This is a genomic window from Porphyromonas sp. (assembly GCF_030529325.1).
In the GTDB taxonomy this organism is placed as follows: Bacteria; Bacteroidota; Bacteroidia; order Bacteroidales; family Porphyromonadaceae; genus Porphyromonas_A.
This window is the reverse complement of sequence record NZ_JAUMXC010000050.1, coordinates 1-14,203: the sequence shown is the minus strand read 5'-3', so window position 1 is coordinate 14,203 and position 14,203 is coordinate 1. Positions and strand designations below refer to the sequence as shown.

The 14,203-nt window shown below is 43.0% G+C and carries 9 protein-coding genes; 4 read left to right on the top strand and 5 right to left on the bottom strand.

The window, feature by feature from the left end; all coding sequences use genetic code 11:
• Positions 1–203 precede the first annotated feature (203 nt).
• Positions 204–971, top strand: a complete 768-nt coding sequence (gene truA, locus Q4A14_RS07500; protein ID WP_303171126.1) for a tRNA pseudouridine(38-40) synthase TruA — start codon at positions 204–206, stop codon at positions 969–971.
• A 90-nt stretch (positions 972–1,061) separates the two neighbouring features.
• Here the strand turns inward: truA and Q4A14_RS07495 are convergent, their stop codons facing one another.
• The 5 genes from Q4A14_RS07495 to Q4A14_RS07475 are packed head-to-tail and all read right to left on the bottom strand — an operon-like array spanning position 1,062 to position 7,237.
• Positions 1,062–2,258: a hypothetical protein gene (locus tag Q4A14_RS07495; RefSeq protein ID WP_303171124.1), complete on the bottom strand. Its 1,197-nt coding sequence runs from the start codon at positions 2,256–2,258 to the stop codon at positions 1,062–1,064.
• Positions 2,259–2,263: 5 nt separating this feature from the next.
• Positions 2,264–3,244 (bottom strand): type I phosphomannose isomerase catalytic subunit, encoded by a 981-nt coding sequence (locus Q4A14_RS07490; protein WP_303171122.1) that lies wholly within the window; start codon positions 3,242–3,244, stop codon positions 2,264–2,266.
• Complete coding sequence (locus Q4A14_RS07485; protein ID WP_303171121.1) at positions 3,241–5,262, bottom strand: alpha amylase C-terminal domain-containing protein; 2,022 nt, start codon at positions 5,260–5,262, stop codon at positions 3,241–3,243. Before Q4A14_RS07485 ends, Q4A14_RS07490 begins: the two co-directional genes overlap by 4 nt.
• A 33-nt stretch (positions 5,263–5,295) precedes the next feature.
• Complete coding sequence (locus tag Q4A14_RS07480) at positions 5,296–6,171, bottom strand: carbon-nitrogen hydrolase (protein ID WP_303171120.1); 876 nt, start codon at positions 6,169–6,171, stop codon at positions 5,296–5,298.
• A 13-nt stretch (positions 6,172–6,184) separates the two neighbouring features.
• The gene (locus tag Q4A14_RS07475) at positions 6,185–7,237 is read right to left on the bottom strand and encodes an agmatine deiminase family protein (protein ID WP_303171119.1); all 1,053 of its coding nucleotides are present in this window, start codon (positions 7,235–7,237) and stop codon (positions 6,185–6,187) included.
• Positions 7,238–7,714: 477 nt separating this feature from the next.
• Here Q4A14_RS07475 and ligA point away from each other — a divergent pair, with 477 nt between their 5' ends.
• The 3 genes from ligA to trxA all read left to right on the top strand — a co-directional run bounded on the left by ligA (position 7,715) and on the right by trxA (position 13,800).
• Positions 7,715–9,739 (top strand): NAD-dependent DNA ligase LigA, encoded by a 2,025-nt coding sequence (ligA, locus tag Q4A14_RS07470; protein WP_303171118.1) that lies wholly within the window; start codon positions 7,715–7,717, stop codon positions 9,737–9,739.
• 27 nt (positions 9,740–9,766) lie between these two features.
• Complete coding sequence (gene dnaE / locus Q4A14_RS07465) at positions 9,767–13,399, top strand: DNA polymerase III subunit alpha (RefSeq protein ID WP_303171127.1); 3,633 nt, start codon at positions 9,767–9,769, stop codon at positions 13,397–13,399.
• An 86-nt stretch (positions 13,400–13,485) separates the two neighbouring features.
• Positions 13,486–13,800: a thioredoxin gene (gene trxA, locus Q4A14_RS07460; RefSeq protein WP_303171116.1), complete on the top strand. Its 315-nt coding sequence runs from the start codon at positions 13,486–13,488 to the stop codon at positions 13,798–13,800.
• Positions 13,801–14,203: the final 403 nt, after the last annotated feature.

The window sequence follows — 14,203 nt, the reverse complement described above, 5'->3', positions numbered from 1 at the left end:
TCTTGTATGAAGGCTTGAGATTTTTAGGTGAATTTATAGGAGTGGCAGTAGTTGTAGTATGACTGTTGTATAACTTGTCAACTTCCTTGGTTCGGTATGTTATAATATAATGTTAACTTGAATATGAGTTAATAAAGTAGGATGCACCTTATCGAGATATATCTATCTTTGGTAGGGTGTGTTTTGTTTTGTAAACTATTGATATGGAAGAACGATTTCGCTATTTTATGACATTGGCTTATGATGGATCTCATTTTTTTGGTTGGCAGATACAACCGAAAGGCCGTACTGTACAAGGAGTCTTAGAAGAAGCTTTGTCTACAATATTGCGTGCAGAGATCAGCATTACAGGAGCAGGTCGAACAGATACAGGTGTCCACGCAAGATATGCAGTGGCACATTTTGAAACATCTATGTCTCTGAGTCTCGAGTCTCGTACTGATTTGAGAGATCACCTAAACAGGTATTTGCCTTCAGATATTTGCTTGTTCGGCATATATCCCGTATCCCAAGATGCTCATGCTCGCTTTGACGCGTCTTCTCGTTGCTACCGTTACTATGTAAGTTTGTCAAAGAATCCTTTTACAACCCAATATGAGACAAGGTTACGAGGATTTTATAACTTTGAACTCATGAATCAAGCTGCTGAGTGTTTGGTCGGGACTCATGACTTCACTACATTCAGCAAAAGGCATACAGATGTAAAAACTCATATTTGTACCGTTTCTAAAGCCATTTGGATACAGACGGCTTCAGATAAATGGTATTTCGAGATAGAGGCAGACCGCTTTCTGAGAAACATGGTCAGATCTGTGGTCGGAACACTATTTATGGTGGGACGGGGCAAAATGAGTCTTAATGATTTTAGAATTGCTTTGCAGGCAAAAGATAGAGAACTTGCCGGTACGACAGCTCCGGCTGAGGGTCTTTTTTTAGAGCATATCCGATATCCATTTTCTTTTAAAGACTGATACTCGTAAACTCTTTTATGAGAATAAGATAACGCCCGCAACTGTCATTTGCCACTGTTGCGGGCATTGTTTTTTTGATTGGGAAGATTGTTACCCCAACCTCCTAGCGATTATTAGTTGCTTTTGGGTGGTATTTCCCATTGAGAAGCAAAAGAGATAGTCCTCTCCTCCCTCTTTGATCTTAAAGTCCTTTATTACCTTTTCAGGAGATGTATTTAGATTCTTTACAATTACATTGAACTCTTTTTCTTTAAGTTCTTTTATTGCTTTCTTCCCCCAGGCAAAAGAGCTGATAACTTCAAATTTTCGACCAGGAAAGCTCTCAATAAATCTATCACTGAAGTAGAGATGAGTGTTAGGGTGTACTTGAGATACTTGCGATGAAAAATTGAAGAAATACTCCAAACCAATCTTTGCGACAGATGGATAAAGATCATAAATAAACTTTCCTAACTGATCTTTATATATGGGTTTCTCTCCTTTGTTGGGAGTTGTTTGAAGATAAAATGTTGAAGTTTTGAATAGCTCTATCGCAAATATCTTTTGTTGTTTTTTTGAGTCATTAGATCTAATATGGACCAATAGCTCCTTGCACTCTCTGTCAGATGATACCACATGTATATCAAAGTTCGTCTTTATAGCCTCTTTAAGATATGAGATGTCTATCATTGGGGATAGTTTGATAAGAATATGACAAGAGGGATGAATAGATGTAATTTTGGGGATTAACTCTCTGATGTTGGGAGTGCTGTCTTCAATAAAAAATGATCTCTTTTTGTCTTGAGCTCTTCTGTCCGGATCTATGAATATCAATTCCGGGAGATACCTTTTTATTAAATCTATGCCTTCTTCTTCTGCAACACCAACATGTGTCTCAATATTAGACAATCCTAATATCGAGAAATTGTGTGAGGCAAGATGTGCTCTATCGGGATCTTTTTCCAGGTAATGAGTTTTATTTACGGTTACACTTGAAAAAAGAGATGTATCAATCCCAAGTCCTCCACTCATATCTAGAATTACGCTATTGTGGGAGGGAACAAAACGAGTTTTGTATAGGGCGGTCTCATAACTTGAAGCTTGTTCGACCATTACTGGATCCGGGACCATGACATCCCTGTGTTTTGCCCATAGTGGAAGTTTTTTCTGAAGCTTTCTGAGTCCCTCAATACATTTTACAGCTTGTCTTACATCGATATCAGGGTATTTGTCCTTGTGAAGGATCAACTGTATAATATCTGCATCAGCGTGTCGATGTACAAAGTCTATGAGTGATTTATCAAACATTTTTCTCAATAACAAGGGACGAAGCATTCGATAATAGACGCTCTGCCATCAGGTGTGAGAATACATTCTTCGATGGAGGCTGGTATGAGGAGGGTTTCTCCCTGATGTAGATCTGTATTGCCTGCATCTGTTTTTATCGATATTTTACCGCTGATACAAAAGAGTATAGTGAAGGAATCCCTACCTTTAACTGGAAGCAGAGTCATACCCTGAAAATGCAGCACTTCTATTCTAAAGTATTCTGAGAGAATTGGAAGCTTGTTTTTACTATCTATATGAGAGGGGGCGAAAGCTTCTGCACTATAATCCAATACTTCGATAGCATCGTCTATATGCAGATCCCTCAAATTTCCTTTGGAGTCTTTACGATTATAGTCATATAGGCGATAAGTAATATCACTTGCTTCTTGGATCTCGAGAAGCAGACATCCCCTGCCGATTGTATGTACTTTACCGGCAGGTAGATAAAAGGCATCTCCCGGGTTTACTTCGTACTTGTTGAGGTAGGATATTAGAGAGTCAGTCTTTAGTATTTCTTTTAGTTTGTCCGGAGAGATATCCTTGTTCCATCCTTTACAGATGAATGCCCCCGGCTCTGTTTCCAATATGTACCACATTTCGGTCTTACCTTTCGATTGATGCTTCGTTTGTGCAAAGCTGTCATCCGGATGTACCTGAATGCTAAGATCATCTCCTGCATAGATCACTTTGACAAGAAGTGGAAATGAGGAGCCATATTTTTTGAAAACTGAGTCTCCGAGGAGCTCAGAACCGTATACTTGTATTAGATCGTTGATGTTTTTACCCTTTAGATTTCCTTCTGACACAACAGATACGTCCTCTTCCATGGAGGATATTTCCCAACTTTCTCCTACCATGGATGTGTCAAGGGTTACGCCTTTATACTCTTGTACTTTGGTGCCGCCCCATATTTTCTCTTTATATATGGGGATAAATTTCAAAGGGTATAGTTTGCTTTTACTCATATAGAGAGTTTTGTAGTATTATTTCGTTTTAGTACGAGTGCTGTGCGTGCGGGCAGGTAAAGGCTTAGGAAGCCTTTTCCTTCTCCGGTATATTCAGAGTCTGGAGAGGTGAAATGATTTATCGATGAGTCATTGTGTCCCTTTCCTCCAAATTTCGGGTTATCAGAATCTATGATTATGCTATATTCTCCAGTAGGTGCTAATATTTTATAATCTACGAAAGATCTTGTCGGGCTAAAGTTGAAGACATAGACATGTTCTCCTCTTGAATACGCCAAAATTTGATCTTTATCCTGACTCCATAGTTGATGGATGTCCAAAGCAGCATATTCTTCAACTGATTTTACATGTTGGATTATTGCGTTGTCGAAGGCTTCAAGCCAACTGTACTTCAAGAACCCGTTGTCTTGAAGAGACCACTGCCTACGAGCATATTTGTAGCTCCAATTGTTTCCTTCTCTTGGGAAGTCTATCCATTCGGGATGGCCAAACTCGTTCCCCATGAAGTTAAGATAGCCTCCATTTGTCGTTGTAAGACAGACAAGCCTGATCATTTTGTGGAGGGCAATGCCTCTCTCGACGGTCGCATCCGTATCAATCCGATCCATGTGAGCATACATCTCCCTGTCCATTAGTCTGAATGCAATAGTCTTATCGCCGACCAAAGCCTGATCGTGACTCTCTGCGTAGCTGATACACTTCTCTTCTTGACGTCTGTTTGTCAGTTCCCACCAGATTTCACTAGGATGCCAGTCTTCATCCGACTTTTCTTTGATTATTTTGATCCAGAAGTCCGGGATGTTCATCGCAAGACGGTAGTCAAAGCCGTATCCCCCGGTCTCTATTGGGGCTGCAAGCCCCGGCATCCCGCTGACTTCCTCGGCGATGGTGATAGCGGATGGTAGAACTTGATGTATCAATTTATTTGCAAGGGTAAGGTACATGATGGCATCACCATCTTGATGCCCGTTGTAGTAGTCCTCATAGCTCCGAAAAGACTGTCCCATTCCGTGAGAGTAGTACAACATGGATGTCACTCCGTCAAATCGAAATCCATCAAAATGAAACTCTTCCAACCAATATTTGCAGTTGGATAGCAAGAAATGCAGTACTTCGCTTCTTCCGTAGTTAAAGCACATTGAGTTCCATAATGGATGCATCATGCGATCCCCTGAGTGGAAGTACTGGGTATGTGTGCCATCAAACTTTGCAAGCCCTTCAACTTCATTTTTTACTGCATGTGAGTGCACGAGATCCATGATGACCAAGATCCCTAAGCGATGGGCTTCATCTACCAACTCTTTCAGTTCATCCGGAGTCCCAAATCTTGAGGATGGTGCAAAAAATGAAGACACTTGATAACCAAAAGACCCATAATAGGGATGTTCCATAATCGCCATGATCTGGATTGCATTATATCCCTTTTTAGCAATTCTGGGTAAGATGTCCTCCTTGAACTCCCTATAACTGCTGATCCCTTCTTTTTCCCCCGACATTCCTATGTGAGTCTCATAGATGAGGAGAGATGTGCCTTTTATTTGGGGTCTTTCATGTATGAACACAAATGGGGTAAGGGGGGTCCATACTTTTGCAGAAAAGAGATGAGTATGTGGATCTTGGACAACATATTTTGCCCAGGCGGGGATGCGCTCTCCTTCTCCTCCATCCCAACGTATCAGGAATTTGTAACAATCTCCATGAGATAAATCTGTCTTGCTGATATGCAGTTCCCAAATCTTATTTTCTTTTTCCTCAAATGCAAAATAGCTTGAGGGTTTCCATTCATTTTTGTCACAAAGTAGATATATTGCTGTGGCATTGGGAGCCCATTCCCTGAGTACCCACCCGTTTTCAGTTCGATGTAGCCCAAAGTATAGGTGCCCTGTTGCAAACTCAGAGAGGGTTAGATGGGTGTTGTTGAGCAGTTTTCGTTCCCTCATTTGTGCGTAGTCATGGCGAGCCTGTATGTAAGACTCATACGGACTAAGCCAAGGATCATTTTTGACAATGTCTAACATGACTCAACAATAATGTATTAGTTTTACAATCTTTCAGTCTATAAAACGTCTCAGAATATCTCCGTAGTTTTCTATCCTTCGATCGCGTAAAAATGGCCACCAACGGCGGACATTTTCGCTACGTTTCATGTCTACATCGATTACGGCTGTTGCCTCTTTATCAGTAGGGAACGTCTTCAACAACTCACCTTGAGGGCCCGCAACGAACGAAGTCCCCCAAAACGTGATACCGCCTGTTACGCCACTTTCATCCTTCTCAAAGCCAACCCTGTTTACAGAGATCACCGGAAGCCCATTAGCCACCGCATGCCCACGTTGCACAGTGACCCATGCATCACGTTGACGCTCTTTTTCTTCGGGCGTATCGCTACTTTCCCAACCTATAGCTGTGGGGTAGATCAACAAGTCTGCCCCGGCAAGTGCCATAAGTCTTGCAGCCTCGGGATACCACTGATCCCAACATACCAATATCCCAAGTCTGCCCACAGACGTATCTATGGGTCTGAATCCTAAATCTCCCGGAGTAAAGTAAAATTTTTCGTAATAAGCCGGGTCATCGGGGATGTGCATTTTTCGATACTTGCCGGCTATCGATCCATCTTTTTCGAGCACTACAGACGTGTTGTGATAAAGTCCGGGAGCTCTTTTTTCAAATAGCGAAAGCACAATGACAACATTTAGTTCCTTGGCTAGTTGTCCGAAATAATCGGTCGAAGGTCCCGGGATCAGTTCTGCCTCATCAAATAGAGAGACATCTTCTCTTTGGCAAAAGTAGAGACCGTTGTGCAGTTCTTGGAGGACGATGAGTTCAGCCCCTTCCTTCGCTACCTTTCGGATAGACTCTGCAAGGCGTGTTTTGTTGTCATTGTGGTCAGGGGAGTTATGTTGCTGGATGATACCTACTTTCATACTCTTTAATGGATTAGTGTAACAAGTCTTGGTGGATAAATCCCTTTGGGAATTGCATCGTAATACAGTGTAACGAGCCATGTTGTTGGACTAATGCCCGACAGTCTATACCGATAACTTCACGATCGGGGAATAAAGGTCGTATGGCTGCCAGTGCTGCATTGTCCTCAGGAGTCCTGTATATTGGGACAAGGACTGCATCATTGATGATCAGGAAGTTGGCATAGGTCGCAGGTAGTCTGTTGCCCTCTTCATCATGCAATGGTGATGGGATAGGGATAGGGTATGTGCGATAGGCTTTCCCTTCTCTATCACGTAGAGCCTCTATTTCTGCTCGAAATGCCTGCATGACCTCAAAGTCAGGGTCGGACGGATTGTCGGTATAGTTATAGACAATTGTATCAGGACTGCAAAATCTTGCTAAAGTATCGATATGCCCATCAGTGTCGTCGCCTTCCATTGCCGGTACACTCAGGACATGGATTTGCTCTGTCCCAAGCTCTTTAGATAGCCGATTCAATTGATCTTTTGGTGCAATATGAGGATTCCTATTTGGCTCCCATAGCACAGAGCCGGTAGACATCAAAGTCCCATGGCCATCAGTCTCGAGGGCTCCTCCTTCGCAAATAAAATCCAGAGCACTCACATAGCCTATGTTGTCGGCAAAGAGTCGGCGCTCGTGACATAGCGTCCGAGACAACGTATTGTCTACGTTGGCAGCAAACTTCATCCCCCAAGCATTGAAGCCGAAGTCCACAATCACAGGGTGCCCCTCTCTCAGACAAGATAGGGGAGCAAAGTCCCTTGCCCAAGTGTCGTTGGGGCAAAGTCCATCGATGAGTATCAGTTTGTGTGGATGACTCGTGCCTACAAGACTCCTGATATGCTCAGCCTCATTACATAGTACTATGAGAGCCTGATGCCTGAGTATGTTTTGGGCAATCTCTACATAGGTCTTTTCGACCTCCGGCAAGATATATGCCCAGTCCATGCTTGATGTTGGCCAAGCTATGAGGACTGCATCCTGTGGTGCCCATTCGGGGATGAACTGATCCGCTAAAGTCATTTTATCGCGCTGTTTGAATATTGTTGCAATTTATTATAATCTTCAAAGATAACGATTATTTATTGACTGTATGCCCTGTTCTGGTCTACTGTCAGGGATGTAGCTCCCGATGTTTATCACACAGTCATAATTATTCTTAAATATGTTTGCCGAGAAAAGTTCTTTACCTTGCGACATCAAGGTAGGCATTTCGTTTCATCAAGGTAGGCACATCGATTTTGAGGGTTCTACATCTTAGTTATTGTACGTCGTTGATTTGAGAGTCCCCGTGTCTCTTTATTTGCTTGAAGATGCTGCGTCTTCCGGTAAAAAATCAGCCAAACAAATTTTGTCAAGCTGAGGGGTGGAGCTTTTTCTTTTTGTATCTTTGAAATACGAACACAATGCTACCCTGTTGCCCCCCCCTCCGGTGTGTTTTTGGGGTTGCTCATTGTTTTCTTCGTAAGTGTTACATAAAGATAAGTATATCAGATAAATATGTCCTTGCTCTATAAGCAGAAGATAGAGGAACTTCGTGGTAAATTGAGGCAGTACGAGTATGAGTATTATATCCTCAATAGCCCTACAATCAGTGATGTCGAGTATGATATGATGATGAAGGACCTTGAGTCCTTGGAAGCAGACTTTCCCGAGTACTATGATAGTACCTCTCCTACTCAGAGGGTAGGGAGTGACTTGACAAGTGGGGATAGATCTGTGGCCCATCAGTTCCCGATGCTTTCGCTTTCCAATACATACACTGTCGGTGAGGTAGGGGAGTTTTATGAGCGTATCACAAAAGAGGTAGGGACAGGCTTTTCTGTAGTTGCGGAGATCAAGTACGATGGCGTGTCTATCTCGTTGATTTATGAGCATGGTATCCTCGTAAGAGCTGTGACCCGTGGGGATGGAGTCAGAGGAGATGATGTGACAGCTTCCGTCAGAGCAATACGATCGATCCCTCTCAGGCTTAGAGGAGAGAATCTTCCACCCTTACTTGAAGTGAGAGGTGAGATATTGTTACCTTGGACGGAGTTCAATAGAATCAATGCCGATAGAGAACAGAGGGGTGAACCTCTTTTTGCCAACCCTCGGAATGCCGTTGCGGGTACTATCAAGCAGCTCAGTCCAAAGGTAGTGAGCGAGCGAAAGCCCGAGGCCATATTCTACTACTTACTGTCAGATAGAAGCACAGTGTTGCCTGATTCTCACTTTGAGCGTCTTTCTATGATGAAAGAGATGGGGCTCAGGGTCAGTGAGCATGCGAGACTTTGTCGTTCGCTTGAGGATATACAGGCATATATAGATAAGTGGGATATCGAAAGACGCAGTCTTGATGTCGCAACAGATGGCATAGTCCTCAAAGTGGATGACTATCGTCTGCATGAGCAAATAGGATTTACAGCGAAGTCCCCCAAATGGGCCATTGCATTCAAATATCCGGCAGAGGCGGTATGCACTAAGTTGCTCAGTGTGGACTACCAAGTCGGACGCACAGGAATCATAACTCCTGTGGCTAATCTCGAAGGTGTACATATATCAGGCACAACGGTACGTAGAGCATCTCTTCACAACGCAGACATCATAAGGGAGCTGGATCTGCATATCGGTGACATGGTTGTAGTCGAAAAAGGTGGCGAAATCATACCAAAGATCACGGGAGTGAAGCATGAATTGCGTCAGTCCATGGAGTCCCTTCCTCGTGTGGAGATGCCGGTGAGTTGCCCTGCTTGTGGGATTCCCCTTGTCAAAGATGAGGGTGAAGCCGGTACTTATTGCCCCAATGATGTCTCTTGTCCTCCTCAGATTGTCGGGCGCATTGAGCACTTTGCTTCTCGCAAAGCCATGGATATCAATATAGGGCCTGAAACTATCAACGAATTGTACACAAGAGGGTTCGTAAAGGATGTTTCGGATATGTATGCACTTTCTGTTGAGGATATAATGACTCTGCCTTTATTTAAGGAAAAGAGTGCGACTAAACTTTATAATAGCATTCAATCATCAAAGGATACTCCCTTTGCGAAGGTACTCTATGCATTGGGAATCAAGTTCGTTGGGGAGACTGTGGCCCGTGATTTAGCTAAGAGGGTAAAGAATATGGAGGCCCTTAAGGCTATGTCTGAGGAAGAACTTACACAGTTGGATGGTATCGGCCCTCGTATAGCAAAGAGTTTGAAGGACTACTTTGCTGATGAGAGGCATCTGACTTTGCTCGCAAAGTTGGCACAATATGGACTGCATTTTTCTGTACCTGAGTCTGATGAGGTGAACACACCTCTGGGTAGCTCTCTTTCCGGGCATGTCATTGTTGTGAGCGGTGTGTTTTCAACAATCGATCGAGAGGCGCTTAAAGAACTTATCGTTCGCCATGGTGGGAAGGTTGGTAGTGGCATAACCTCAAAGACCACTCTGATGGTGGTCGGAGAGAATGTCGGACCATCCAAACTCCAAAAAGCACAGGCCTTGGGGACAAAGATCCTATCAGAGCAGGACTTTTTTAATACTTATGACTTGAAATAATTGAAGATAATGTCAGATACAACCGTAATACGTCCTTTTGTTCACCTGCACGTTCACTCTTATTTTTCGATACTTGACGGTCAGGCTTCGGTACAAGAACTCGTGGACTTGGCCAGAGCTGATGGTATGCGTGGTATAGCACTCACAGACCATGGCAGCATGTTTGGTATCAAGGAGTTTGTGAATTATGTAGACAAAATCAATAAGGGAGTAAAGTCTAAAATCAAGGAGCTTGAAGCTGCTTTGGCGGACGCCCCCGATGACGAGAAGTCAAAGATCGAAGAGCAGATAGCAAAGACCAAAAAAGAGATATTTACTCCGATCATCGGGTGTGAGTGCTATTGTGCCCGCCGAGGTCGCCATATGAAAGAGACTGAAAAGCTTGATAGAAGTGGATATCACCTTATAGTTTTGGCTAAAAACTTGACCGGGTACAAAAACCTTATTAAGATGGTTTCCAAGTCTTATACCGAGGGCCTGTACTATCGCCCTCGTATAGACAAGGAACTGCTTGAGGAACATCACGAGGGGCTTATCATCAGTAGTGCTTGCTTGGGCGGAGAGATCCCCCAATTAATTATGAAGGGAGACTATGATGGAGCAAAGCAGTCAGTCTTGTGGTTTAAGTCTATCTTTGGAGATGACTATTATCTTGAACTCCAAAGACACAAAGCGACAGTTCCTCGTGCCAATCATGAGACGTACGAAGAGCAGATGAGGGTGAATGAGCAACTGATCAAACTTGCCAAGGAGACAGGTGTGAAAGTTGTAGCCACCAATGATGTTCACTTTGCCAAAGAGGAGGATGCCGAGACTCATGATAGACTTATATGTATGAATACCAAAGTTTATTATGATGATCCCAACAGACTCTATTATTCCAAGCAGGAGTGGCTGAAGAGTCAGGCCGATATGAATAGGATCTTTGCCGATATACCGGAAGCTCTTGACAGCACGATTGAGATCCTTAACAAGATAGAGCACTACTCCATAGACAATAAGCCTCTCATGCCTGACTTCCCTATCCCCGAAGGTTTCGATGGGGAGGATGACTACTTGAGGCATTTATCATACGAGGGAGCTAAAAAAAGATATGGAGGAGAGTTGTCTCACGTCGTGACTGAGCGGTTGGATTTTGAGCTGGGAACCATCAAAAAAATGGGATTCCCGGGTTACTTTTTGATTGTTCAAGACTTCATTGCTGCGGCAAGGGAGATGGGGGTGTCCGTAGGGCCGGGTAGAGGATCAGCTGCTGGCTCTCTTGTAGCTTATGCGCTGGGTATTACTAATCTTGACCCAATCAAGTACGACTTGCTTTTTGAAAGATTTTTAAATCCTGATCGTATATCCTTGCCTGATATAGATATTGACTTCGATGATGATGGACGTCTCGAAGTCATCAACTGGGTATCTGAGAAATATGGTTATGAGAAAGTTGCTCATATCATTACGTACGGTACGATGGCATCGAAGAGTGCGATCAAGGATGTAGCAAGAGTCGTAAGACTCCCCTTGCCTGATAGTAACAGGTTGGCAAAGCTCATCCCGGATAAATTGCCCAATGTAAAGAAAATAAATATTGAGACGGCAATAAAAAATGTTCCTGAGCTCAATGAAATATACAATGGTGTAGATAAAGTCAAAAGAGAAACTCTTGATTTTGCCATGAGGCTTGAGGGAACAGTACGAAGTACAGGAGTACATGCTTGCGGCATTATTATCGGAAAGGATGAAATATCTGATACTGTCCCTATATTTGTCACGCGAGACAGTTTGACCAACGAAGAGATATTAGTGACTCAGTATGAGGGTAAGGTCATCGAGCAAACCGGATTGATAAAGATGGACTTTCTTGGTCTCAAGACCTTGTCCATTATAAAGGAGACTCTTATCAATATCAAAAAGAGACATGGAATATCTATTGATATAGAAGCTATACCTTTGGATGACAAAAAGACGTATGAACTTTTCTGCGATGGTAGGACATCTGCCGTGTTTCAGTTTGAATCCGCAGGTATGCAGAAGTATCTTATGCAGCTGAAGCCTTCAAAATTTGAAGACCTCATAGCCATGAATGCTCTTTACCGTCCCGGGCCGATGGATTATATCCCATCCTTTGTCAATCGTAAGCATGGGCTTGAGCCTATACACTATGATCTGCCTGTGATGGAGCGCTTCTTAAAGGACACATATGGTATTACTGTCTTCCAAGAGCAGGTGATGCTTTTGTCTCGAGAGTTAGCGGACTTCACCAGAGGTGAGTCAGACACGCTTCGTAAAGCTATGGGTAAAAAGGACTTGCCTACGATGGCTTCGCTCCAAAGCAAATTTATTGCGGGAGGGATAGCGAAAGGGCATCCGGAAGATGTATTGCAGAAAATCTGGGGAGACTGGACAAAGTTTGCTGAGTATGCGTTCAATAAGAGTCATTCCACTTGCTACTCATGGATCGCTTATCAGACTGCCTATCTCAAAGCTAACTATCCTGCTGAATTTCTAGCGGGGGTGTTGAGTCGAAATGTCAATAACAGTACTGAAGTCACAAAGTACATTGATGAGTGTCGAGGTATAGGTATTGAGGTCCTTTGCCCTGATGTCAATGAGTCTGACTACATATTCACGGTAAATACCAATGGAAATATTCGTTTTGGGCTTGGTGCCATAAAAGGTATATCGAAGAGTGCTGTCAATAACATTGTCGAAGAACGAGAGAAAAATGGTCAGTACAAGAATGTCTATGACTTTTTTGAAAGGATCAACCCTAACCAGTGCACAAAGAAAGTGATAGAGTCTCTTGTGTTAAGTGGTGCTTTTGATAGTTTTGGAGACTTCTCCCGAGAAGATTATTTTTCTACGGAGGATCACAAGGATGAGGCCTTTATCGACAAGTTATTGAAGTATGCTCTGAAGACCCAAAATGAGAAAAATTCCGCTCAGGTATCTTTGTTTGGTGAGAGTGAATATCAAGAGATGGCTAAGCCGGTCCTCGACAAAAGAGCACAACCATGGAGTGATATCGAGCGCCTCTCCAAAGAGAAGGAACTACTTGGTATCTATCTCACGTCATCACCGCTGGAGAAGTATTCATTAGTTCTTCAGTATCATTGCAATGCTACGATGGAGAACTTGTCAGACTTGTCAGGGTTTGTTGGGCGTGATATGGTCTTTGGTGGCATTGTTACGGGTTACAGAGATGCTGTGACGCGTAAGGGGGCTCAGTGTGGTTTTATTAGGATTCAGGATATGTCCGGAGACGGAGAGCTTGCTTTATTTGGACAAAACTATGCTAAGTTTTCGAACTATGGTAAGGAGGGCTTGTATCTTTTATTCAGGGCTACTGTTGAGAAAAGTCGTAGTGATGAACGCTACTTCATGACCATACAGAGTTGCCAACTTTTGGAGGAAGTGTATGGAGATTTGCTGAAAAATCTAAGTATCGATGTTCCTTACTATGCTATGACAGATGAACTTTACAGTGAACTTGTTCCGGACCTCTTGAAGGCAGATGAGGGGGGGATAGATATCACTATAAGTGTCCTCGATCCTACAAGTGGAGTTGTCTTGAAGCTCGAATCTGACAGGTTGAAGGGGCGAAGTATCCCTCCTACCTTTATAGAGAAGCTTGAACAGTTGGAGGACATCTCGTTTGAACTGAACTAATGTAGCGCTATCATTGTTTATACATAGGTGAAGAATAATATAAGAAACAATACATATATTTATTAAACACTTAAACAATTAAAACTATGGCATTTGTATTTACAGACGCAAACTTCAAGACTGAGGTAGAATCAGGTAAGCCTGTTGTTGTCGACTTTTGGGCTGAATGGTGTGGGCCTTGCCGTATGGTAACTCCTATCATAGAGGAACTTGCAGCAGAGTACGAAGGTAAGGTTGTTATCGGTAAGATGAACGTAGATGAAAACTCTGACACTCCTGCTGAGTTTTCTGTGCGCAACATCCCTACTATCCTTTTCATCAAGGACGGTAAGGTCGTCGACAAGCACGTAGGAGCAGCTACTAAGGCAGTATTGAAGGAAAAGGTAGACGCTCTTCTCTAATAGATAATAAGAGTATCTCGACAATAAGGTGTATCGGCAAAGCGCCGGTACACCTTATTTGTTTTTACTTGCCTTGACTTCATGGATGTAATGGGGTAGCCATAGCCTTAGCTATTAAGATTAATAGCACATTTTCTACTTGCATTTTCAGAAATCTAAGTAAGCTGACACTCATTGCATTTTTAGTGATCGAAAAGGTTATCTAACTTGATGCATCAAGTTAGACTGATTGATTGAACAAGATAGGCACATAGTTTTGGAAGGTCGTATATCTTTTTGTCTTGTCCCAAAGTTACATTTGAGATCAATAGTGTCCTAAATGTTTGTTTTGGGGTGTAGGAGTTGGTGGTACGTGAGCGGAATAACTCCAATACTATCAAATTTGGGGTTGTTTGGGATCCCC